This window comes from Breznakia blatticola (assembly GCF_004365815.1).
Lineage (GTDB): Bacteria > Bacillota_I > Bacilli_A > Erysipelotrichales > Erysipelotrichaceae > Breznakia > Breznakia blatticola.
In genome coordinates this window covers 21,179-44,938 of sequence record NZ_SODD01000015.1, presented here as the reverse complement: position 1 = coordinate 44,938, position 23,760 = coordinate 21,179, and the positions used below count along the sequence as shown (strand labels likewise).

Genomic DNA, 23,760 nt, shown 5'->3' with positions numbered 1-23,760 from the left:
AGTATGTTGAGAATCAATAAACCCCGAACTTCTATATTGCAGGTGTTTATCTATAGGAGAAAACATCCCCTTGTTTTTGAATAGCTAATCTAAAACCCCATGTTGCTGATAATACTCTTTATATATATAGATTGACTTGTATGCTGTTTTTTTGTTTTACCAGGAAGGAGTGATTCGGTGGATGATAGACATAGCATAAAAGACTACGACATTATTATTCACAACGTATGTTTCGACCTTAAGTAAAAAGAAATATCTTGATACAACCTTGCGAAGGATGCGAACATTGGATATTCAATTCTATGGAAGAAGCTAAATCCTAAAAAGGATGTTACTTTCTCAGTTAAAAAATCTGCATAGGGTTGCAAGTACACTGGATATTACGATAGCAGAAATTACAAAGTAAAAATAAAACTAACAAGAGCAAAAAACTAACTTCTTTCTTGGCAATATAATTAAGTTCGTGTATTTGCTTTGAAAAATTAAATAATCTGCGATAACTTTTAAAGTGCGTGTGCGTCTATTTATAATACTTTTCTCATCATACGGCTGGAAATTCTTAATTATAAAATGCAATATGATTCACAATACATAGAATTAAAGTTATTACGACTGATAAATAAGCATATTGATATTTGATATAATTATAAACATATGATAATGTGTAACTATATAATAAAGAAACAGATATAATCAAAAATGAATAATAGGAAAATGTATCATTCCATAGTTTGATGCATAAAGATAATGATCAAAGGATGTTAGAAACTGGGGATTAATATACTTTTGATGAGACAACCGATAAAACAAATACACTTTGCTGTACTTGCTAAGAAGTAAATAAATAAATATTCAGATTAAGTTTGGTTATATGCAAGTTTCAAGAAAGGGAAAACATGAATAAATTAATTATAATCGTATTGTTAAGTGCTAACTTTGTTGTTGATGGAATGGATTATGTCTATTAGCATAAAAAAAACAAGCAAACTTTATTGCTTGGTCTGTTTGTTGTTGATTATTACATCATGTACTAGTAAAAATGGTGTTAATGAATCAGGTGAAAAAACTTTGAATGATATTAAACCGATAGTTGATATTGAAATTCTAAATGCAGCATCAAAATTAGATTTTTCAGATACAATTTCTCAAGAATATGAACTTGTTAATCCAACTGAAGGTGCACTATTTGTTCCAAAGAGAATAACTGATTCAAAAAAAGTAGTTGGAGTTTCATACAAAAGAAATAGCGAGCATACATATCAAGATTCTCTTTTAGTATATGATTTAGAAATAAAAGAATATATCGAAATAGAAAAATAGAACTCAATGAGATGATCCAAGTTTTGGACGTTAATAATGATTATATTTTTTATTGTGTGAGAAGTGAAAATGAAAGTCTTATAAATGTAGAATATATATTGTATGATTTTGATAAAAACAACTCTTCTTCAGTACGAAATGAGAAAGTCGATAGAGAAAATTTCGATACACCTGGAGGAGTCATTCATAATAATGAATTGTATTTCATACTACCAGTTATTGAGGGTGGACAATTGATTTGTTACGATACAAAGAGCGATGAATATTCAGTTTTACTAAAAGGAGTAATTCATGAGTCATTTACAATTCTAAATGATGAGTTGTACTATATATTAATAGATAACGTTGAAATGAATACAGAACTGAATAAAATAAACTTGAAATCAAAAAAGAGCAAATTTTTAGCTTCTCAAAATTATAATGATGATCAGCAGTTTATTAATCAATTGTTTAATGATGGAAAGAAAGTGTATATTTTAGTCGATAGTTCATCAGATTATTCAGCAGTTTATTCATTAGATGAAAAAAACAATACGATAAATGAGTTATTCAAAACCGACTACATGGGTACGGTCAGTATGGTCAAGGATTCTATCTACTGGAATGGTAAAGCAACATTACCAGGTAGAAGCAGATTACAGTATTATATTTATAATACGAACACAAATGAAGAGATAGTATTTAAGGGAAATCAAATTACAGCTAACAATTCGGATGTGTGTTGGATTGAATTTATAGATGAAGAAAATGAAGCCCCTTATGGTTATGGATTCTCAAGTGAGTACGCAAGGACTTTGTGTGGTCATCAAGTAGATTCTAAAGAATAAAATAATTACATGTGATTTCAGGAAATTAATATTGGTTGCTGCTTATCAAAGTATTATCGTTTACTGAAACAATAATTGACAAAAGAAATGAATGGACAATAAAAGCTAGAAACAAAGAATAAATCTAAGTTTCTAGCTTGTTTTAGTTTATGTTATACACGCAATTAATTCCTTGAATGTTTTGAACCAAGGAAATAAGTTCGGATTCATCCATAGTGTTTGATATTTGTAAGGAGATGATTGTTGAGTAACTATTTTCCTTTACATTTAAGTTTTTGAGTAGATGATTGTCTTCATTTACTAACTCAATTTTATGGTTTTTCATGAGTAAAATCATGCTACTTAAATCAAATGATGAAGTATATTCTATATATAAATCAATAGTTACTTGGTTTGCTTGTGTAGAAAAATGTTTACTAAGCAGCTTTAAGACGAATAGTTCAAGTATAGTTGCCACAAATGCTCCAAAGTAAAAGCCAATCCCAACAGCTAATCCGATACAAGCACTAAACCAAATGCTTGCTGCAGAAGTAAGTCCTTTGATTCGATCATTACCAGTAACTAAAATCATACCTGCTCCAAGAAAACCAATTCCACTAATAACCTGTGCAGGCAATCGTGTAATATCTCCTAGACCGTAATTTACAAAGCAATATTCGCTTGTAAGCATAACAAGGGTTGAACCAATACAAACAAGAGAATGTGTTTTTAAACCCGCTGGACTTCCTTTTTTTGAACGATCAAATCCAATTGATGCTCCAAATATCATAGACATAGTTAGACGAATGAAGATGGAAAGAATATCAAATTGTTCAAACATATTTCACCAACTCGCTTGAATGCATTATACAATTTAGTTGTATGACAGTATCATCGATAAATGTAAGTTCATCTATATCGCTAAAATTAACAAGTGTTTTCATTGTTTAATATCCTCCTTCATAAACATATAGTATAGTTGAATCACTCTAAATAGACAACGAGAAAATATGAATTGTTTTTTATGTCAAAAATATATTTATGTAGTATCATTAACTTAAAGATAACGATAAGAAAGGAGCGAAATCTATGATTATTATTTTAGCAATTATTGCGTTTTGTTATTTTGGTGGTATATATAATGAATTACTCAAAATACGAAGATTATTAGAAAAGCAGGAACAAAGAATACATAATGAGTCACAAACATGAAGCTGAAGTAAGAATTACATTCAAGAACTGGCAATCAGAATTGAAAATTCTTTCATTTAATGTAAAAAGTTTCTTTTTTGATTGACATATATTTACATAATCGGTAAAATGGTAATAATTAAACAAAGAAGTGAAGTAGTAAATCCTTTTTGGAAATTAGAGATGCTATGGCTGGTGAAAATAGCACTGAGAAAAGTTTTGAATTCATCACGGAGTTGCTTGTCACAAAAGGCAAGCTGGTTAACAACCATTATCTTGTGTACCAAAGAGGTCATCAGTTTTGATGGCAAACGAGGTGGTAACGCGGTGATTCATCGTCCTCATAATGAGGACTTTTTTTGTTTATTGAGTCATAGGGGGAAATAGTTATGAAAAAACTTGGAGTCGTATCATTACTAGTTTGTATGTGTCTAACGCTTGTAGCGTGTAATGAAGAAGAAAAAGCAGAAGGACATGCAACTATCGGAGTCATTCAATATGCAGAACATCCAGCATTGGATAAAACATATGAAGGATTTATTGATGCCTTAAAAGAAGAAGGATTTGAAGAGGGAAAGAACTTAACAATTAATCGCAATAATGCGCAAAGTGATAGTTCTACAAATGAGACAATTGCAGACAAACTTGTAAATGACAATCCAGATTTAATCTATGCGATTGCAACACCAAGTGCACAAGCAGTTGCACAAAAAACACAAGATATTCCTATCGTGGTAAATGCAGTAACTGATCCTAAAACATCAGGAATTGTTGCTTGTAATGAAGAGCCAGGGGGAAATGTTACTGGGGTTAGTGATTTAACGCCAGTGAAGGAACAAATTTCTTTGATTAAGGAATTTATGCCAGATGTAAAAAAAGTTGCAATTATGTATACGAATTCTGAAGATAATTCAAAATTCCAAGCAGATATTGCAGCAGAAGCACTTAAAAAAGAAGGAATTGAATATCAAGAAACAACAGTTTCTGATATTAGTCAAATTCAACAAGTTGCAGAGAGTTTAGTTGGTCAAGTTGATGCAGTGTATATTCCAACAGATAACTTACTAGCTGAAGGAATTGCAACAGTAACACAAGTAACCAACGAAAAAGGAATTCCTTGTATTGTTGGTGAAAAAGGAATGACAGAAGGTGGTGGTCTTGCATCATATGCAATTGACTATTACAAGTTAGGGCAACTTGCAGGAAAACAAGCAGCAAAAATCCTACGTGGTGAAGCTGTTGCTGCAGATATGCCAATTGAATACTTAACTGGTGATGAATTAGAGCTTGTAATCAATAAAAAGGTTGCAGATTTAGTGAATATCACAATTCCTGAAAGTTTACTTGATAAAGCGACAGTTTTAGAATAAGTTGACTTTAACGAATGAACAAACTACAATTGAATGCATAACAGACGTAGAAATGAACAAGTAATGATCCTTTGGAAACAAGAGATGCTATGGTGGTGAAAATAGCACATAAGAAGGTGAATGAATACATCATGGAGTCGAGTACCGAACGTTTATATATCAGTAGGCTACCTCTGGTTAACACCCATTACCGTGTTTTGAGTTGTTATACATATTGTATAAAACAGAGGTGGTACCGCGGTTTCTAAATCGTCCTCATTCGAGGGCGTTTTTTTTATACACAAATAGTCGAAGGGAGTATTAAAATGAAAAAGTTAATGATGATTTGCATGAGTTTATTAATGGTTATAGGTTTAGTTGCTTGTGATGATGATACAGAAGGGATGAAAAAAGTTGGAATTATCCAATATGCACAACACCCTGCTTTAGATCAAGCACACGATGGTTTTATCGATGCATTAAAAGATGAAGGATTTGAAGAGGGGAAAAACATTACATTTGATGATCAAAATGCGCAAGGTGAAGGAAGCAATGCAGAAACAATTGCAGATAAACTAGTTAATGATGGGAATGATTTAATTTATGCAATTGCAACACCAAGTGCGATTGCCGCTGCACAAAAAACAACAGAAATTCCAATTGTTATTTCTGCAGTTACAAATCCAGAAGATTCAAAACTTGTAAAATCAAATGAGAAACCAGGTGGAAATGTAACAGGAGTTAGTGATTTAACACCAGTTGAAGATCAAATTGATTTGCTAGTAAAACTTGCTCCTGAAGTAAAAAGTGTAGCTGTCATGTATACAAATGCAGAACGTAATAGTGAACTGCAATACGAAATTGCTAAAAAAGCACTTGAAGCAAAAGGAATTAAAGTAGAAGCAGCAACCGTATCTGAATCAAATCAAGTACAACAAGTTGCAGAAAGCTTAGTTGGAAAAGTAGATGCAATCTATGTCCCAACAGATAACATGGTAAGTGAAAGTATTGCAAATGTTGTCAGTGTAACAAATGAACATAATATGCCAACAATTGTTGGAGAAATTGCAATGGTTGAAAAAGGAGCGCTTGCTACATACGGAATTAACTACTACGACATTGGATATTTAGCAGGAAAACAAGCTGCTAAAATCTTACGTGGTGAAGCTGAACCAAAAGATATGCCAATTGAATACTCTTCTGAAGATAAATTAGAAATGGGATTCAATGAGAGTACAGCAAAAAAACTAGGAATTACGATTCCTGAAGAGTTATTAAAAGAAGCAAAAATTGTGAAATAGGAGAAAGATATGACGGGATTATTATTATCGTTACAAGGTGCGGTTGCACAAGGAATTATTTGGGGGATTATGGCCCTTGGAGTTTACATTACCTTCCGTATTCTTGATATTGCAGATATGACAGTAGACGGTTCATTTGCTACTGGTGGTGCAGTTTGTGCAGTATGTATTGTAGGTGGAATGAATCCAGTATTAGCTGTATTACTTGCTATGGTTGCAGGTTGTGTTTGTGGATTTATTACCGGATTATTAATTACGAAATTTGAAATCCCAGCAATTCTTGCAGGGATCCTTACACAAATTGGATTATACTCAATTAACCTTAGAATTATGGGACGAAGCAATTTACCATTAATGCAAAGTGATACGGTATTTAAAAGTGTTAGTGAATTAACTGGGCTTAGTGCTGCACAAGCAAGCTTAATTGTAGGTGCATTAATTGTCGTACTTGTGATCGTAGTGCTCTACTGGTTTTTTGGAACGGAAATTGGTTCAGCAATTCGTGCAACTGGAAATAATGAAAGAATGGCAAGTGCACTAAGTGTAAATACCAAAACAACAAAGATTATTGCTATTATGATTGCTAATGGACTTGTGGCATTTTCTGGTGCACTAGTTACCCAATCGCAAGGATACGCGGATGTGAAAATGGGTGTAGGAGCAATTGTTATTGGTCTAGCTTCAATCGTTATTGGAGAAGTACTATTTGGAAATAAGCGTGGATTTAAACTTCGTTTATCTTCAATCGTAATTGGTTCAATTGTATATCGTGTGATTATTGCAATTGTTCTACGCATGGGAATGCAAACAGATGATTTGAAATTGTTATCAGCTATTTTGGTTGGGGTGTCTTTAGCTTTACCAGTCATGATGGCAAAACGTAAACAAGTCAATTTATATAAAAAACTAACAGGGAAGGAGGTTGACAAAAATGCTTAAAATTTCAAAAGTGTCAAAGACCTTCAATTTAGGTACCGTAAATGAGAAAAAAGCCATTGATCAAATTGATCTTACTTTAGAAGAAGGAGATTTCGTAACAGTAATTGGTGGTAATGGAGCAGGTAAATCAACTGTATTAAACCTGATTGCCGGTGTGTATCCAATTGATTGTGGTACGATTGAACTAGCTGGAGAGAACATTTCCTTATATCCTGAATACAAACGTAGTCGTTTAATTGGACGCGTGTTCCAAGATCCAATGATGGGAACGGCTGCAGATATGGGAATTGCAGAAAACTTAGCAATGGCAAATCGTCGTGGAAAAAAACGCGGACTTCGTTGGGGAATTACACCAAATGAAAAAGAAGTATTAAAACAGCGTTTGGAACGCTTTGATTTAGGTTTAGAAAATCGTTTAGATGCAAAAGTCGGTTTACTTTCTGGAGGGCAACGTCAAGCATTAACTCTATTAATGGCAACTCTACAAAAACCAAAAATCTTATTGTTGGATGAACATACAGCAGCACTTGATCCAAAGACTGCGAAAAAAGTTCTTACATTGACGGATGAAATTATCAAGGAAGAAAATTTAACAGCATTTATGGTTACGCATAATATGAAAGATGCAATTACATATGGAAATCGCTTAATTATGATGAATGATGGAAAAATTATCTTTGATATCAAAGGGGAAGAAAAGAAAAATCTTACGGTAAAAGATCTATTAGAAAAATTCGAAATCGCAACTGGTGAAGAATTGAATGATGATGCAGTTCTTCTTGTAAAAGACTAATATGATGGCACTCCATAAGGGGTGCCATTTTTAAATACTGTAGGGTATTCAAGTCGTAAAAATTTTTTGATATGTTACAATAAGTCAAAGATATGAAGGAGGATACGTATATGAAGATTGCTTGGAATACAATTTTAGTAAATGAAATGGAAACATCTTTTCAATTTTATGTTGATCATATTGGACTTGAAGTTGCACAAGAAGTAAAAAATGAAGGAATGCATTTAGTATTTCTAAAAGATGAAACAGGTATATGTTTAGAATTAATCAAAACAGATAAGCTACTTGAAAAAGGAAATACTGTTGGCTTTGTCTTACAAGTAAAGGATATGGAAGCAACAAAGAAAGACTTAGAACATAAAGGTTTAGTAACAAGTGATGTAATTTCACCAGCTCCAAATGTTCATTTCTTCCATGTGTTAGATCCAAATGGAGTAACAATACAAATTCAAGAATAAATAGATGAGGTTGCATGTAACCTCATTTTTTGTTATACTTCCAAAGAACATTTTGGGAGAAATTATGAATCAAACATTTATTCAGTTTTTGCGAATATTTCTCGTTGGATTTCTAGTTTCTATGGGTTTAAATGTAGGCTTACTTCTGTTTACAGATATAAGCAATGCATATGCACACATTTGTGTGTTTGGCCTGCTTTGGTTGGTTGTAGTATTTGGTGTAAAAGTCTACTGCAACTTAAGCAAGGTTGATTATCTTCATGTTATAGCTTTCGCCGGAGCTGTATGTATCTTTTTTGTTCGTGGAGATATTCAAGTAGTTACAGATTTACCAGTGGGGAATTTAGTCGCCTTATTATGTGTTTTGATTGTGGCACTATGCTACAAACGAAATTATGAGATCTTCACTAACTAAAGGTGAAGATTTTTTTATTGACTCTACATCAACAATAGAGTTTATAATAGATACGATGGAGGGAAAAAGTATGAGCCAAATTAAAATGATTATTATGGATGTTGATGGAACAATGGTCAACTCAGATAAGGTGATAACACCAAAAACAAAAGAGGCATTGTTAAAAGCACAAGCAAGTGGGGTACGCTTAGTGATTGCGTCAGGTCGTCCAACAAGTGGGATTCGTAAGTTTGCCGACGAGTTAGATTTAGCAGAAAATCATGGATTGTTAGTTTCTTATAACGGAAGTAAAGTTTATGATTGTACAAGTAAAGAAGTCATCTACAACCAAGCAATTAAGGTTAATCAAGCAAAACGAGTGCTTGAACATATGAAGAAATTCAATGTATATCCAATGGTAGACCGTCATGGATATATGAATGTTCTTGATGCATATGCACCACAAATACATATGAATGTAGGTGATGATAGAATGATTGATATTATGAAGTATGAAATTCGCGGTGGGAATTTCTTAATCTGTGAACATCGTGATTTAGCTGAGTATGTGGATTTTGAACCAAATAAGATTTTAACTGCAGGTGAACCAGAATACTTAGAGAAAGTATTCGAAGAAATGCAAGCTCCATTTAAGGATGAACTTAATTGCATGTTTACCGCACCATTCTTTTTCGAATTTACACCAAAAGGTGTAGATAAAGCGAAGGCATTACGTAGTATTTGTGAACTGACAAATATTGATGAAAGTGAAGTCATTGCATTTGGTGATGCAAATAATGATTTAACGATGATCGAAGCAGCAGGTATTGGTGTTGCGATGTCCAATGCATCACCGCTTGTTTTAGAAGCTGCAGATTATATTACACTAAGTAATGATGAAGATGGAATTGCACACGCATTAGCAAAATTTATGTAGGGGAACGCAAGTTCCTTTTTTTGATTCCTAATGAAAAGTATGTATGGTTATGTTAGAATAATAAAGTTAAAGGTGGCCATATGAAACTAGAAAAAGAAATCGATTTTAAACAAGGTTTATCATATAAAGAAGTCAGCGACAAAAAGGCAAAAGGGTTATCCAATAATCCACCAAAGAAAGTCACAAAAACCAATGGACAAATTGTCTATGACAATGTTTGTACATTATTTAACTTTCTAAACTTTGCCATTGGAGTGGCTTTATTAAGTGTTGGTGCAATTTCCAACATGTTTTATTTATTAATTATTTTAATGAATATTGGAATTGGGATTTATCAAGAAATTCATGCAAAAAACTTAGTCGAAAAACTGACACTTATTTCTGCTGATAAAGCAGGTGTAGTGCGTGAAGGAAACGTCGATAAAGTTGCGTTGGAAGATATTGTTATGGATGATATTCTCTATTTGGAAATGGGAGATCAAATTCCTGCAGATGCAATTGTCGTCAATGAAAGTGTAGAAGTCAATGAATCTTTACTGACTGGAGAAAGTGATACAATCGTTAAAAAAGTTGGCGATGAATTATTCTCTGGAAGTTTTATTGTCGGTGGACGTTGCCAAGCACAAGTCATTCGTGTTGGTGATGAAGCGTTTGCCAATAAAATTGTAAGTGAAGTAAAAGAATATAAGAAAAACCATTCGGAATTGATTCAAGCAATTCGTACAGTTTCGAAATTCACAAGTTTTATTATTATTCCGCTTGGTTTGATTCTTTTCTATCAAGCTTTTGTGGTGCGTGAAAATACGATGTTTGTCTCGATTGTGGCAAGTGCTGCTGCATTACTTGGAATGTTACCAAAGGGACTTGTCTTACTTATTGGTATTGGTAGTGCCACTGGAGTTATTAACTTAAGTAAACGTAATGTGTTAGTTCAAGATATGCACTGTATGGAAATTTTTGCTCATGTGGATATGCTTTGTTTAGATAAAACAGGAACGATTACAGAAGGAAATATGCGTGTTGTTAAAGCCTTTGGGTTTCAAGGGAAAAATATTGATAATATCATGGCAAACTACATTGAACAAACTCAAGATAACAATGCAACGTTTCAAGCAATGCATGAATACTTTTTTAGTAAAAAAGAACACGACTATCAAGTGGGTCAAAAAGTACCATTCTCAAGTGAAAGAAAATGGGGAAGTATTGATTTTCTTGATTTAGGTGTAGTAAAAGTTGGAGCACCAGAAAAAATGTGCGTTCCAAAAGATATCCCAAACGAAGTACATGAAGCACAAGAAGATGGGTTTCGTGTGTTAATGGTTTCTTTAAATGATGAGCCATTAGGAGCGATTTGTTTAGATGATCCAATTCGTGAAAATGCTAAAGCTACATTCGACTTTTTCAAACGTGAAGGAGTAGAAGTAAAAGTGATTAGTGGAGATCATCCATTAACAGTTGCTAGCGTCGCAAGAAAAGCTGGACTTGATGGATGGGATGCATATGTAGATCTAAGTCAAGTCACAGAGGAAGCTGAGGTAAGAAAACTTGCACATACACACAAAGTATTTGGGCGTGTTTCTCCAGAACAAAAACGTTGTTTAGTTAATGAACTAAGAAATATGGATCATATTGTCGCTATGAGTGGTGATGGTGTAAATGATGTACTCGCCTTAAAAGAAGCTAACTGTTCCATTGCGATGGCAAATGGAAATGCTGCGGCAAAACAAGTAAGTCAACTTGTCTTACTTGATAGTGATTTTTCAAACCTAACAAAAGTATTATCTGAAGGTCGCCGTATCATCAATAACGTTACCAAAGTATCAGGAATTTTCTTTATCAAAACGATATATTCACTACTGCTAAGTTTATTATGTATCGTGATGAATATTCCTTTCCCATTCATTCCGATTCAAATCACGCTAATCGATTTAGCAATTGAAGGATTCCCATCATTCTTCATCTCGTTTGAAGAAAACAACAAACAAGTAACGGGAACCTATTTAAAGACATCACTACTAAATGCATTACCAAATGCACTGTTGATCATTATGAATATTATCATTGTTTTATCAATCAAAGACTCTTATGGCTTTAATGATGAACAAGCAACAGCAATTATGTATATGGTAGTTGGAGCAATTAGTATTTTAGCTGTACTTAAAGCATGTTTACCATTTAATAAACTGCGTTTATTCTTATTTTGGTTCGTGGCAATTGGTTTTTATGTAGCAGTATTATTGTTCCATTCATTACTAAAAATTCCACCATTCACAACAAGTATGATTACATGCACACTGCTATTAGTTGCATTAAGCATCGTGCTATATGCACTCTATCAATGGGTATGGTATAAAAAAACTCACAAATAAATGTGAGCTTTTTTTATAAATCGAAGTTATCAGCAGTTACCATTTTACGGTTGGCTTCAAGTAGTTTGTTTAAGTACGTTCCTGCTGCATTGATTAAATCTCTAATTTCTTTTCCATCAGACATTACGCTTTCATAACGTTTGATGATAAATAAACGTGATTTTTGTAGAATGTCTCTACCTTTATCTGTGATTTGAATATATGTCACACGACGGTCATACGTTGATGTGACTTTTTTTAGGTATCCATCTTTCACAAGGTTTGAAACGATGACTGACATGTTTGCAGCAGCTTTGTTTACATTTTGCGCTAGTACATTTAGTGTCAAGTTTTCATTTAATTCTGCTTCAGTAATCACTGAAATCTTTAAGAAATTCATTCCATACTTTTCATAAAACGGTTGCATCAATGATGCACCAGCAGTTTGAATATCTGCTTTAATTTTTTCACTTTCTCTAATAAGTTCCCATTCCATCTTTGTTCCCTCCTACTACGAATGTTAATTACATGTGTATAATTAGTTATTTATAATATATACATATCGATTATAAGGAAAAGGGGTGGGATTGTCAAATACTTTAAGAAAATAAATATTATCTTTAATAATTATAGGGAATTGTTTGTATTTCTTTGAGATAGACATTAGTTATTTTGATAGTTCTGGTTGGATTTCGTGTAAGAAGGCAAGATATTCATCTTTGTATAGAGAGTCTTTACGCCATACAAAACTGAATTCATGCTCAATATGAAATCCAGGGATTTCAATTTCTTTTAATATTCCGTTTTTAATATCCTCTTCTACGACAATTTCATAAACAAAGGCAATTCCTAAATCTGCTTGTAATAGTTTACGAATTGTTCGTACCGAATTAAAGGTTGAGAATGTTGAGAAATCTTCAATGCGATATCCATTGTCTTTGAGAAATTCTTCAACGATATTCCGTCCACCAGATCCAGTTTCACGTAAAATGATGGGATGGTGAAACAGTTCGTTGATATTATCAATTGTTGGAATTTCGCGCTCACTATTACATACAGCAATAAAACGTTGATTAGAAATTGGAATATAGCTAAATTCTTTCTTCTCGAAAGTTCCTTCAACAAAGGCAAAATCAATTGTTCCTTGTTTTAATTGATTAAGGATTTCTGTGGTGTTGTCCACATTATAATTCATGATCGTTCCCTTATGTTTATCTAAATAGGGAATGATTGCATTAGGCAAATAGATTTCACCAATAGAATGTGTGGAACCAAAGTTCAATTCACTTGTATGATTTTTAGTTTGTAGTAGTTTTTCTTGTAGCTTTTCCACATCAAAAAGCATGGTTGTCATTGCCGTGCGAAGAACTTCACCTTGTGTAGTTAAAGCTAAGTTGCGATTATGATAACTGAAGAGTTTTACATCATAGTATTCTTCCAATGCTTTAATTTGTTGGGTGATTGCAGGTTGTGTTAAATTTAAGGCTTTTGCTGCATTTGTATAGTTTAAATACTCGCAAACAGTTAAAAATGTTTTGATTTTATAGTCTAACATATACTCACTTCCTTTCCTTCATTCTACCATTAATAATATTTATAACAAACTAAGAAACTCTAATTTTTCATTATGTATATCTGGTGCTAAAATAAGGAAAACCAAGAGTATGTAATACATGGAGGAGTACAGATGAGCTATATCTTAAACCAAGAAGCAAGTGAAGCATTTTTCAATGAGCTTAAAAAAACATATACGATTTATGCACCCAAACGAATCGAAAAAGCAGGAAGATATTCTGATACAGATTTAATTCAATATGGAGAAGTACAATCGTTTGCTGAAATTGTATTCGATAAAAAATCAACCTTTCCAATGAAAGAAGTAATCAACCCAATCCAACAAACATTGTTTTATTATACAGAAGAAGAATTCCGTGAAAGTAGTGGACCAAAAAAGAAAATCCTTTGTTTCGGTCGTCCTTGTGATATCAATGCCCAAAAAATCCAAGCACGAATTTACGATGGAAAAGGAGGATTCGTAGATCCTTACTATAAACGATTAGAAGACGTGATTTCATATGTATTAATGGAATGTCCACAAGATAGTGATTCATGTTTTTGTGTAAGTATGAATACCAACAAAACGGATAACTATGTATTTGCAATCAAGCAAACACATGATGGTTTGAAAATTGCAGTAAAAGATGATCATTTTGAACCATACTTACAGGGTGCACCAATTACCGATTATACGGCATCATTTCCAGAATCAAATGATCTTAGTTTAGTTGTTCCTGAAATTCCAAGCAAGGAAATTCAAAACGAACTAAAAAAACACGATGTTTGGAAACAATTTAACTCACGTTGTATTTCATGTGGTGCTTGTACGATTGGATGTTCTACATGTACATGTTTTACAACTAGAGATATTGTCTATAGTGAAAATAGTAAAGCTGGAGAACGACGCCGTGTAAGTGCTTCATGTCAAGTTCCTGGATTTGACCAAATGGCGATGCAAAAAGAATTTCGTTCAACTGCCGGAGATCGAATTCGCTACCGTGTGATGCACAAGTTTCACGACTATGATGCACGTTTCCATGAAGGTCATATGTGTGTGGGATGTGGTCGTTGTTCTGACAGATGTCCTGCATTTATCGAAATTACTTCAACAGTAAGTAAAATGGCAGCAGCAATCGAAGACATTAAGGCGAAGGGAGAATAAGATGGCTTACAATATATTGACACCAAAAGCTTGTGAAATCTTAAGTATTGATAAAGAAAGTATACATGAATGGACATTTCGTGTTGCTACTGATGTACATCCAAAACATGGACAATTTATGCAATTATCCATCCCAAAAGTTGGCGAAGCTCCAATTTCTGTAAGTGCACAAGGAGATGGGTATCTTGAATTTACCATTCGTAGTGTTGGAAAACTAACTGATGAATTCTTTAATATGCGACCAGGAGATACGATCTTTATGCGTGGTCCTTATGGAAAAGGTTGGCCAATTGAAAGGTTCACTGGAAAACACCTTGTTATTATTACAGGAGGGACAGGATTAGCTCCAGTACGTAGTATGCTAAACATTCTCGATAGTGATATGTCCAAAGTAGAAAGCTTACACTTAATCTCTGGATTTAAAAATGAAGAATGTATCGTTTTTAGAAAAGAATTAGACATGTGGAAAAACCGCTTTAACACAACATATACATTAGATAATGAAGAAATTGAAGGCTTTAAATCAGGATTGGTCACAAAATTTATTTCTGAAATACCTTGGAAAGATTTTAATGATAACTTTGAAGTTGTTGTTGTCGGTCCGCCAATGATGATGAAATTTACTGGATTGGAATTGCTTGCAAGTGGTGTTCCAGAAGAAAAAATCTGGATGTCATTCGAACGAAAAATGTCATGTGCAATAGGAAAATGTGGACACTGTCGTATTGATGAAACATATGTTTGTCAAGATGGTCCAGTCTTCAATTATACCGTTGCCAAAGACTTAGTGGACTAGGAGGTTGCTAACGTGAATAAAGATATTAATATTGGCGCAGTACGTAAAAACTGTTACCGTCAATCAAAAGTAGATGGCGAGTTCATGCTTCAAATGCGTGTTCCTGGTGGAGTGATTAAAGCTGAATATTTAAAAATGGCAGCAGAAATTGCAGATCGCTGGGGAGATGGGAATTTCCATATGGGAACACGTCAAACCTTAGATTTTACTGGGATTAAATACGAAGATATCGATGAAGTAAATAAATACATCAGAACGTACATTGAAGGTACAGAAGGTGAAGCTGGCGTTGATATGGATAAAGTTGCTGGTAAACCAGAACAGTGGGATCCAGAAGCAGGATATCCAACCATTGGTGCACGTAACGTTACTGCATGTATTGGAAATGTTCACTGTATTTGTGGAAACGTAAATACACAAGATGTTGCAAAGAAAGTGGAAAAACTTGTATTCCCTTCAAACTACCACATTAAATGTAATGTATCTGGTTGTCCAAACGATTGCAATAAAGCAAACATGTGCGATTTTGGAATTATCGGAATTGCGAAAATTGACTTCCACCCAGAACGTTGTATTGGTTGTGGAAAATGTGTCGCTGTCTGTAAACATGGTGCAACACGTGTCTTGTCAGGAACACCAAATGGAATTCCTGCTAAAGATGACTGTTGTTGTACAGGTTGTGGAGAATGTGTACGATTTTGTCCAACTGGAGCATGGACACGGAATCCGAAAAAATTCTATCGTGTCATTATTGGTGGACGTACAGGTAGACAAACACCACGTGCAGGTAAAGTATTCCTAAATTGGGCAAGTGAAGAAGTTGTAATGGGAGCATTAGCTAACTGGCAAAAATTCTCTGCTTGGGCACTTGACTATAAACCAATGTATCTACATGGAGGGCACTTAATTGACCGCGCAGGATACATGAAATTCAAAGAAATGATTCTTGATGGAGTAAAACTAAATCCAGAATGCCTAGTTGCTGAACGAATCAATTGGTCAGAAACGGAATATCGTTCAAACTTCTCTGTAAAAGCACCTGCAGACCACCTTACTGCGGGTCCTGGTTCACAAGATAGTCACTAGAAATATACCTTATACAAACGATGAAAAAAGACACTTCAATTGAAAGTGTCCTTTTTTTAACCAAAATCAATTTCGTTTTTTAATGCAGCACGACGATATTGATTTGGTGATGTATTGGTTTCTTTTTTAAAGATTTGTGAGAAGTATGATTGACTAGAAAAACCGGTCAATTCACCAATTCTTGCGATTGTATAATCGGTAGTCGCAAGTAGTATTTTTGCTTCTTCAATGCGTTTTGCGATTAAAAAACTAATTGGCGAAACCCCTTTGTATTCTTTAAACTCATGAATGATATAGTATTTATTTAAATATGTAAGTTTACTTAATGTATCAAGTGTAATTTCTTCTGCATAATGATTGTTGATATATTCTTCAATTACTTTTATTTCCTTGGAAATACGTTTTGTAGCGACATAGGAAATCGCATTATTGGTTTTTCGTACAATTTGAACCATTAAGATTTCCAAAATGTTTTGAATGATCATTTCGTAATTATCGTCTTTTTGCTTAATTTCTTGAAGTAATGTATTAAGATAATGCAAGATAATCACTTTATTATTCTCGAAGTTAGAAATGACATAATCTTTAGCCAAACTTGTCTCATTGCTCATAAATTGCATACCTTCAATACCAAAAACGATATATTCAAATCCACCTTTATCATGTCCTTCTTCGGTGTGGGCAACATTTGGGTTGATAATAATTAAATCCCCTTCTTTAACTGGAAATCGTTCATTTTCTACAAGAAATCCACCGTCACCATTTACGATAAAAAAGACCTCGGTAAAATGATGTGTATGTTTTATACTATGCCAGTCAACATCACTTTCTGCATGCGTGATATAACGAAGCTTTAAATTCATTTTTTCGATTTTACTTTTTTCAAATGAATACCTATGATTGCTCATTCTATCTCCTCCACTTTAACTTCATTATAGGTTAATTATGTCAACCTGACAAATGATTTATAAAATAGTAGATACTGCAAAAGCGTTATAAAGTAATAAAAAAATCGAAAATATCAAGATTTGAATAAAAATCAGAAAAAAGTCAAAAAAAGAGCAAGATTCTTAAAAAATGATACAAATACAACATTCAAAAGACATTTGTAAGCGTTTTCAAGATATTTTATCGAATTCTTGCTTTCTTTCAAAATCGCTCGATTGACACCTAATTTCACAATGATATTATCAAAATATATCTGTATGTTTATTAAAACAGACAAGAAGGAGGGTATGAATGAAACGAATGAAACGGCAAAGTTTTGCGCTTTTGGTTACATTTATGATGTTTATTACATCAGTTTTTCCAAGTATTTCTTTAAATACGTTGCAAAAACCAGAAGTGCAAGCTGACGAAACGGAAGAAGTAGTCAGAAGATTTGCATCTGGTAGTGGAAATGACAATGGCGCAAAAGTCGCACTACTTGAATTGACGAATAGTGAGGTGGGTACACCAGATAATGGGGAGTTATCATTTACATTTACCCCACGTTCGACAAAAACAGACACAAGGTTTGGAGTGTATTTACGCTACGTAGACAAGAATAATTTTGTTTTCGTGGGAATGGATGCATCAAGTAACTGGTTTTACGAATATAAAGTAAATGGTTCTGGATCATATCCAAAACTAGGTGTTGCTGGACCTAATCAAGGGGAAGAAACAACATTAAAAGTAAAATGGGAAGACAATAAAATGTGGGTGGACATTAATGGAACGCCAACAAATAGTGGGAATCCATATGCAATTAATGCTCTTCAATCAATACAAGCAGATAAAGTGTATTTAAAAGCTGGATCTTATAAAGACGCAGTTACTGATGTATTGTTTAAAAATGTCACATATAAAAATGCAACAAATACAATAAGTAACAATACAGATACTTGGAAACTATCTACTAATCATGGTGGAGAAGTATTTGAAGCACAGTATCAAGAACCGGTCATTACAGAAGTGAATATTAATGGGGTTGTAAAAGACTCAAACAATGCTCCTTTAGATAATGCACTTGTGAAACTAGGATCAGTTTCAACAAATACGAATGCACAAGGACAATTCGTTTTCCAAAACATCACAAGTGGGGATTACAATTTAGTTATTTCAAAGCCTGGATATCAAAGCTATGCAGCAAAAGTTGAAGCAAAGACTGAAGATATTAATTTAGGTGAAATCAAATTACTTGCAGAAGAAGAAATTGAAGTAACTGCACCAAAACACATTGAAAGTAGTGATATGAAAGTTGGAATTGATACAGAATTCCCACGAGTTATCTACTATGAAATGAAAGGTGATCTTGCTGGACGTAAATTCTATGGACAAACAGAAGAATTATCAGTGATTAAAATTAATGATGTTGAAGTTACACCAACTGTTACTTTAGATAAAACTGAAGGTTCAAAAGCAACGTATACATTAACAGCGAAAGATGTGGATAATGATATAGATTGTGTATTAACAGCAGTATTATCAGTAGATAAAAATACATTAAGTTTTAATATTACAAATGTAGTAGATAATAAAATTGTGAAAACTATTGAGATACCTAATCATAGTTTAGTGAGTGTACGTAATACACAATCAAGTGCGAATTTTGCAGGATCTCAAATGTCGACAAACACACATAAAACTGGAGACCGTTTTTACACAGTTGATCAAATGCCAAAAGCAGTTACTGGATACACATTTGGATTCGTTTCAAATAGTTCATTAAGTGCTGGATTATGGTCAAACTCAGAAAATAAAGTATCAGCAGATTGGCAACGTGTAAGTGCTACATCTACACAATATGAAACATATAAAAATGTAGGATTAAGTAGCACACGTTGGACATACCAAAAAGGTGCTGAAAATCGTAAACAAAATACAGAAGCTGAATTGCCATGCGCAAAAGTAGTTATAACAGGTGATGAAAATGATGATGCGGTTGTTGATTGGCAAGATGGGGCAATTGCATATAGAGATATTATGAATAACCCGCTTGGTTATGAAACAGTTCCTGATTTAGTAGCGATGCGTATTGCAATGAACTTTGGTAGTATGGCACAAAACCCATTCTTGATGACATTGGATAATGTAAAAAAAGTATACTTACACACGGATGGATTGGGACAAACAATCTTACTTAAAGGTTATGGAAGTGAAGGACATGACTCTGGACACTTAAACTATGCAGATATCGGTACACGTATTGGTGGTGCAAAAGATATGATTACTTTATTAAAAGAAGGTAAAAAATATGGTGCAACATTCGGAGTACACGTTAATGCAAGTGAAACATATCCAGAATCAAAATACTTCAATGAAGATCGTTTATTGAAAGATGGAAATGGAAACTATAAATACGGATGGAACTGGTTAGATCAAGGAATTAATATTGATGCAGCATACGACTTAACACATGGAAGAGCAGAGCGCTTTAAAGATTTCTATGATGCATTAGGTGGTGCTAGCAATGATTTAGATTTCATTTATGTGGATGTTTGGGGTAATGGACAATCTGGTGATAATGGAACTTGGGCAAGTAGTCAACTTGCAAAAGAAATCAATAACCTAGGTTGGCGTGTTGCTGGTGAATGGGGACATGCATTTAATTATGATTCAACATTCCAACACTGGGCAGCAGACCTTACTTATGGAGGATACTCAAACAAGGGTGTAAACAGTTCAATTGCTCGATTTATTCAAAACCACCAAAAAGATTCTTGGGTAGGTGATTACCCATCATATGGTGGAGCAGCTATTAATCCACTTTTAGGTGGATACGATATGAAAGACTTTGAAGGTTGGCAAGGACGTAATGACTACGAAGCATATATGGAAAACTTATTTGAAGACAATATTGCTTCAAAATACGTACAACACTTTAAAGTTATTAAATGGGAAAATGGAACACCAGTATCAATGACTGATAATGGAGAAACATACCAATGGACACCTGAAATGAAGGTGACATTAAAAGAAGGTAATGACACTTTGGTTATTGAACGTCAATCAAATGATTTTGCTTCTGCAGGATACCGTTTACGTACAATGACATTAAATGACAAAGTTATCATGGATGGTGAAAAATATTTAATTCCATGGAACTGGGACCAAAACGGAAACCAACTTGCATCAGCTGATGAAAAACTTTACCACTACAATAAAGATGGTGGAACAAGTACATGGGCAGTGCCTGCAGGATGGAATACGAATGCAATTGTTTACGAACTTAGTGAAGATGGAAAAATCAATCCTAAAACAGTAGCAATTACAGATGGAAAAATTACAATTTCTGCAGAAAAAGGAAAAGGATATGTAGTATACAAAGACACTCGTACAAATGAAAATGTGCAGTGGTCTGAATATTCACATATCGTTGACACTGGATTTAACTCAGGTAACTTAGATGCTTGGGATATTACTGGAGAAACAGCGGCAGCAACAGTAACAAAATCACAAGCAAGTAACCGTATGCTAACATTGAATAATACAACGGATGAAGTAAAACTTAGTCAAAAAATTACTGGTTTAACACCAGGTCAAAAATATGCAGTGTATGTAGGTGTAGATAACAGAAGTGATGCAAAAGCATTTATTTCTGTAGAAGCAAATGGAGAAACTATTTCAAACTACACAACAAGATCAATTGCGAAAAACTATATAAAAGCTGCATCACACAATACAAATAGTTCAACTGTAGATGGCTCAAGTTATTTCCAAAACATGTATGTATTCTTTACAGCACCAAGTGATGGAAGTGATGTAACATTGACATTATCACGTGAAGCAAAAGAAGGATTTACATACTTTGATGATATTCGTGTATTTGAAAATGAATCAGAAACAATGAAAGATGGTAAGTTTGTTCAAGACTTTGAAAATGTCCCACAAGGAATCTACCCATTTGTAGTTGGAGGTATTGAAGGAGTACAAGATAACCGTACACACCTTTCTGAAAAACACGAACCATACACACAACGTGGATGGAATGGAAAAATCATTGATGATGTAATCGAAGGAGATTGGTCATTAAAAACAAATGGATTGGTAACTCGTTCAAAACTTGTATACCAAACAATTCCACAAAACTTTAGATTCGAACCAAATGAAACATACATGGTAAGTTTCGATTATGAAGTAGGATCAACAGGTACATATGCAGTGATGGTTGGAGATGGAGAATTCAAATCAGCTTCAAACTTAACACCATTAACAGAAACGCACTCAAAAGATAAAGCACAAAAATTCCAAGCAAGAATTACAGGTTCAGAAACTGGACAAACTTGGTTTGGTATTTACTCAACAAATGTTACACCTGAATTACAAGGTGATTCTGGAGGAAACGCTGACTTTAGAGGATACAAAGACATTATGATTGATAATGTTGTAATTGAAAAAGTTGTTTCTGATGGAAGTGAATTACAAGCATTAATTGATGCAAATAAAGACTTAATTGAAGTAAACTACAGTGCAGAGTCTTGGGCAGATTTCACGGATGCAATGGAAGAAGGTAGAGCATTACTTGACAAAGCAAGTGCAACACAAGCACAAGTAGATCAAGGTGTTAAAAACCTGAAAGATGCAATTGCAAATCTTGAAATCGTTGCAAATACAGTAAGTGGAACTGTAAGTGAAGGTAGTAAAGGACAAGCGGATATCGAAGTTGTTATTGATGTTGCGGGAACAAAAGTCAAAGCAAAAACAAATAGCAAAGGATATTATGAAATTCATGGTGTTGCATTCGGAACACATGATATTCAAGTGAACCATAAATACTTTGAAACAGTTGTTGATAAAGTAACTACTTCAAATGCACAAGTAGATGTAACAAAAAATATAACACTTACACGCTTAACTAACTCATTACAAGCAAAAGCAACAGCGGTTGGTGATATTGTGCCTAATGCAACTGTACGTATTGAAAACGAAGCAGGAGTGTCTAGTTCGACAACAACTGGATTGGATGGAACATTTGAATTTGCTGGTTTAACAACTGGTTCATACAAAATTAAAATTCAATCACCAGAATCTGGATATGATGTATTTAATGGTGAACTTCAAGTAACAAAAGGTGAACCATTAACTAAACACTACATGATTGAACCAGAATCAGTTGCTGATTATGTAAACTCATTTACGGATGGAACGACTTGGGATAACCTTGCAGGTAACAACTCAAGTACAACAATTCAACATGAAGCTGGACAAACGAAAATAAAATTCCCTTCAGGACATGCAAATGTATATGATACAGCTGCACCTACATTTAAAAATGGTGTGGTGGAAATGGATGTAACATCAGAAGGTGACGGAAAACGTTTAGGTATCTTACTTCGTGCAAATGATATGAATAACCGTGTATATATCGGTACTGGAGATACTTCGAACCAATGGTTTGCAGAATACTGGGGTAAAAATGGTAACAAGTGGTCATCTATGTACACTGGACCTTCATTTACTGCAGGAAAAACATTACACCTTAAAGTTGAAATCGTTGATACACAAATGAAACTTTGGGTAGACGGAACACTTGTATTTGACCAAACAATGGCAAGCGTTCAACAAGAAGTAGGACGTGTTGGTATGAACACACGTGTTGCAAATACGGTGAAAGTGGACAACGTTGTTGTAACTTCATATGATCCACCAGTAGGTGATAATGAAGTAGTAGCTGGAAAAGTTGTGAATAACGATACACCTGTTGTTGGTAAAACAGTTACACTTTATGCACAATCACCATTACTTGGGTCAAAAATGATCGTAAGTGCATTAGGTACAAAGAGTTTAAAAACATTTACAACGAGCACAGATGCAAACGGAAATTACAAATTTAAAAATGTAGCATTTGGAAATGCATATGTTGTTGTAGATAATGCTGGAACTAATGTTCGTGAAGATTTCACAGTGAAATCTATAGAAGATGGATATGTTGTTGTGCCTTGCATTGATTTAGCAGATTCACCAGTTGTTGTTGATAAGAGTGGACTTACAACTGTAATTACAAATGCAGAAGCATTAACTGAAACAGACTACACTACTGATTCATGGGCTGTTCTTAAAGATGCACTAGCAGATGCTAAAACAGTAGTAGCAGATACAAATGCAACACAACAAGAAGTAGATGATGCTAAAGCAGCACTAGAAAGTGCAATTGATGATTTAGTAGCAGTTGCAGTTGTTGATAAGACTGGACTTACAACTGTAATTACAAATGCAGAAGCATTAACTGAAACAGATTATACTGCAGATTCATGGGCTGTTCTTAAAGATGCACTAGCAGATGCTAAAACAGTAGTAGCAGATACAAATGCAACACAACAAGAAGTAGATGATGCTAAAGCA

At 33.9% G+C, this 23,760-nt stretch carries 18 protein-coding genes and 2 other annotated features (1 of these 20 running past the window's edge); of the genes, 14 read left to right on the top strand and 4 right to left on the bottom strand.

Annotated features, from left to right (window positions below; all coding sequences use genetic code 11):
- Window positions 1-1,068 precede the first annotated feature (1,068 nt).
- Together EDD63_RS05720 and EDD63_RS05715 are read left to right on the top strand one after the other, a co-directional pair.
- Complete coding sequence (locus tag EDD63_RS05720) at window positions 1,069-1,320, top strand: hypothetical protein (protein ID WP_134169385.1); 252 nt, start codon at window positions 1,069-1,071, stop codon at window positions 1,318-1,320.
- An 11-nt stretch (window positions 1,321-1,331) separates the two neighbouring features.
- Window positions 1,332-2,147 (top strand): hypothetical protein, encoded by an 816-nt coding sequence (locus tag EDD63_RS05715; RefSeq protein ID WP_134169383.1) that lies wholly within the window; start codon window positions 1,332-1,334, stop codon window positions 2,145-2,147.
- Between the two features lie 142 nt (window positions 2,148-2,289).
- Here the strand turns inward: EDD63_RS05715 and EDD63_RS05710 are convergent, their stop codons facing one another.
- On the bottom strand, window positions 2,290-2,967 hold the full coding sequence (locus EDD63_RS05710) for an MgtC/SapB family protein (protein WP_134169382.1): 678 nt from the start codon (window positions 2,965-2,967) through the stop codon (window positions 2,290-2,292).
- A 487-nt stretch (window positions 2,968-3,454) separates the two neighbouring features.
- Window positions 3,455-3,663, top strand: a binding site (T-box leader).
- Window positions 3,664-3,706: 43 nt separating this feature from the next.
- On the opposite strand from EDD63_RS05710, the gene EDD63_RS05705 reads away from it, so the two are divergent.
- The 8 genes from EDD63_RS05705 (at window position 3,707) to EDD63_RS05670 (ending at window position 11,857) form a co-directional block, all read left to right on the top strand.
- The gene (locus EDD63_RS05705) at window positions 3,707-4,687 is read left to right on the top strand and encodes an ABC transporter substrate-binding protein (RefSeq protein ID WP_134169380.1); all 981 of its coding nucleotides are present in this window, start codon (window positions 3,707-3,709) and stop codon (window positions 4,685-4,687) included.
- 38 nt (window positions 4,688-4,725) lie between these two features.
- Window positions 4,726-4,947, top strand: a binding site (T-box leader).
- A 45-nt stretch (window positions 4,948-4,992) separates the two neighbouring features.
- Window positions 4,993-5,967 (top strand): ABC transporter substrate-binding protein, encoded by a 975-nt coding sequence (locus tag EDD63_RS05700; protein ID WP_134169378.1) that lies wholly within the window; start codon window positions 4,993-4,995, stop codon window positions 5,965-5,967.
- A 9-nt stretch (window positions 5,968-5,976) separates the two neighbouring features.
- Window positions 5,977-6,906 carry an ABC transporter permease gene (locus EDD63_RS05695; RefSeq protein WP_134169376.1) on the top strand — a complete coding sequence of 310 codons (930 nt, stop codon included), beginning with the start codon at window positions 5,977-5,979 and terminating at the stop codon, window positions 6,904-6,906.
- Entirely contained in the window at window positions 6,899-7,699 is an 801-nt protein-coding gene (locus tag EDD63_RS05690; protein WP_134169374.1) for an ABC transporter ATP-binding protein, read from the top strand. The genes EDD63_RS05695 and EDD63_RS05690 overlap by 8 nt, the downstream gene beginning before the upstream one ends.
- 110 nt (window positions 7,700-7,809) lie before the next feature.
- A complete protein-coding gene (locus tag EDD63_RS05685; protein ID WP_166667559.1) occupies window positions 7,810-8,157 on the top strand; it encodes a VOC family protein in 348 nt (115 codons plus the stop codon).
- 64 nt (window positions 8,158-8,221) lie between these two features.
- Entirely contained in the window at window positions 8,222-8,572 is a 351-nt protein-coding gene (locus EDD63_RS05680; protein ID WP_134169370.1) for a hypothetical protein, read from the top strand.
- A gap of 70 nt (window positions 8,573-8,642) precedes the next feature.
- On the top strand, window positions 8,643-9,488 hold the full coding sequence (locus EDD63_RS05675) for a Cof-type HAD-IIB family hydrolase (RefSeq protein ID WP_134169368.1): 846 nt from the start codon (window positions 8,643-8,645) through the stop codon (window positions 9,486-9,488).
- Between the two features lie 80 nt (window positions 9,489-9,568).
- The gene (locus tag EDD63_RS05670; RefSeq protein WP_134169366.1) at window positions 9,569-11,857 is read left to right on the top strand and encodes an HAD-IC family P-type ATPase; all 2,289 of its coding nucleotides are present in this window, start codon (window positions 9,569-9,571) and stop codon (window positions 11,855-11,857) included.
- 13 nt (window positions 11,858-11,870) lie between these two features.
- Here EDD63_RS05670 and EDD63_RS05665 read toward each other — a convergent pair whose 3' ends face one another.
- Both EDD63_RS05665 and EDD63_RS05660 read right to left on the bottom strand, forming a co-directional pair.
- Window positions 11,871-12,332 carry a MarR family winged helix-turn-helix transcriptional regulator gene (locus tag EDD63_RS05665; protein WP_134169364.1) on the bottom strand — a complete coding sequence of 154 codons (462 nt, stop codon included), beginning with the start codon at window positions 12,330-12,332 and terminating at the stop codon, window positions 11,871-11,873.
- A 171-nt stretch (window positions 12,333-12,503) separates the two neighbouring features.
- Window positions 12,504-13,391 carry a LysR family transcriptional regulator gene (locus EDD63_RS05660; protein WP_134169362.1) on the bottom strand — a complete coding sequence of 296 codons (888 nt, stop codon included), beginning with the start codon at window positions 13,389-13,391 and terminating at the stop codon, window positions 12,504-12,506.
- A 132-nt stretch (window positions 13,392-13,523) separates the two neighbouring features.
- Here EDD63_RS05660 and asrA point away from each other — a divergent pair, with 132 nt between their 5' ends.
- From asrA to asrC, 3 genes are read left to right on the top strand one after another with little or no spacing between them, the layout of a single operon-like run.
- The gene (gene asrA / locus EDD63_RS05655; RefSeq protein WP_134169360.1) at window positions 13,524-14,555 is read left to right on the top strand and encodes an anaerobic sulfite reductase subunit AsrA; all 1,032 of its coding nucleotides are present in this window, start codon (window positions 13,524-13,526) and stop codon (window positions 14,553-14,555) included.
- A gap of 1 nt (window position 14,556) precedes the next feature.
- Window positions 14,557-15,351: an anaerobic sulfite reductase subunit AsrB gene (gene asrB, locus EDD63_RS05650; protein WP_134169358.1), complete on the top strand. Its 795-nt coding sequence runs from the start codon at window positions 14,557-14,559 to the stop codon at window positions 15,349-15,351.
- A gap of 12 nt (window positions 15,352-15,363) precedes the next feature.
- Window positions 15,364-16,437: a sulfite reductase subunit C gene (gene asrC, locus EDD63_RS05645; protein ID WP_134169356.1), complete on the top strand. Its 1,074-nt coding sequence runs from the start codon at window positions 15,364-15,366 to the stop codon at window positions 16,435-16,437.
- Between the two features lie 56 nt (window positions 16,438-16,493).
- Here asrC and EDD63_RS05640 read toward each other — a convergent pair whose 3' ends face one another.
- Entirely contained in the window at window positions 16,494-17,345 is an 852-nt protein-coding gene (locus EDD63_RS05640) for an AraC family transcriptional regulator (protein ID WP_134169354.1), read from the bottom strand.
- 331 nt (window positions 17,346-17,676) lie between these two features.
- Here EDD63_RS05640 and EDD63_RS05635 point away from each other — a divergent pair, with 331 nt between their 5' ends.
- Window positions 17,677-23,760, top strand: partial view of an endo-alpha-N-acetylgalactosaminidase family protein gene (locus tag EDD63_RS05635; RefSeq protein WP_134169352.1) — the 5' portion only. The gene runs 723 nt beyond the window's last position; 6,084 of the gene's 6,807 nt are visible here — the first part of the coding sequence; its start codon is at window positions 17,677-17,679; its stop codon lies beyond the right edge, outside the window.

Excerpts from the sequence above, each read along its gene's own strand:
- EDD63_RS05715 (WP_134169383.1), top strand. The coding sequence starts at position 1,332 with ATGATCCAAGTTTTGGACGTTAATAATGATTATATTTTTTATTGTGTG.
- EDD63_RS05710 (WP_134169382.1), bottom strand. The coding sequence starts at position 2,967 with ATGTTTGAACAATTTGATATTCTTTCCATCTTCATTCGTCTAACTATG.
- EDD63_RS05705 (WP_134169380.1), top strand. The coding sequence starts at position 3,707 with ATGAAAAAACTTGGAGTCGTATCATTACTAGTTTGTATGTGTCTAACG.
- EDD63_RS05700 (WP_134169378.1), top strand. The coding sequence starts at position 4,993 with ATGAAAAAGTTAATGATGATTTGCATGAGTTTATTAATGGTTATAGGT.
- EDD63_RS05695 (WP_134169376.1), top strand. The coding sequence starts at position 5,977 with ATGACGGGATTATTATTATCGTTACAAGGTGCGGTTGCACAAGGAATT.
- EDD63_RS05690 (WP_134169374.1), top strand. The coding sequence starts at position 6,899 with ATGCTTAAAATTTCAAAAGTGTCAAAGACCTTCAATTTAGGTACCGTA.
- EDD63_RS05685 (WP_166667559.1), top strand. The coding sequence starts at position 7,810 with ATGAAGATTGCTTGGAATACAATTTTAGTAAATGAAATGGAAACATCT.
- EDD63_RS05680 (WP_134169370.1), top strand. The coding sequence starts at position 8,222 with ATGAATCAAACATTTATTCAGTTTTTGCGAATATTTCTCGTTGGATTT.
- EDD63_RS05675 (WP_134169368.1), top strand. The coding sequence starts at position 8,643 with ATGAGCCAAATTAAAATGATTATTATGGATGTTGATGGAACAATGGTC.
- EDD63_RS05670 (WP_134169366.1), top strand. The coding sequence starts at position 9,569 with ATGAAACTAGAAAAAGAAATCGATTTTAAACAAGGTTTATCATATAAA.
- EDD63_RS05665 (WP_134169364.1), bottom strand. The coding sequence starts at position 12,332 with ATGGAATGGGAACTTATTAGAGAAAGTGAAAAAATTAAAGCAGATATT.
- EDD63_RS05660 (WP_134169362.1), bottom strand. The coding sequence starts at position 13,391 with ATGTTAGACTATAAAATCAAAACATTTTTAACTGTTTGCGAGTATTTA.
- asrA (WP_134169360.1), top strand. The coding sequence starts at position 13,524 with ATGAGCTATATCTTAAACCAAGAAGCAAGTGAAGCATTTTTCAATGAG.
- asrB (WP_134169358.1), top strand. The coding sequence starts at position 14,557 with ATGGCTTACAATATATTGACACCAAAAGCTTGTGAAATCTTAAGTATT.
- EDD63_RS05640 (WP_134169354.1), bottom strand. The coding sequence starts at position 17,345 with ATGAGCAATCATAGGTATTCATTTGAAAAAAGTAAAATCGAAAAAATG.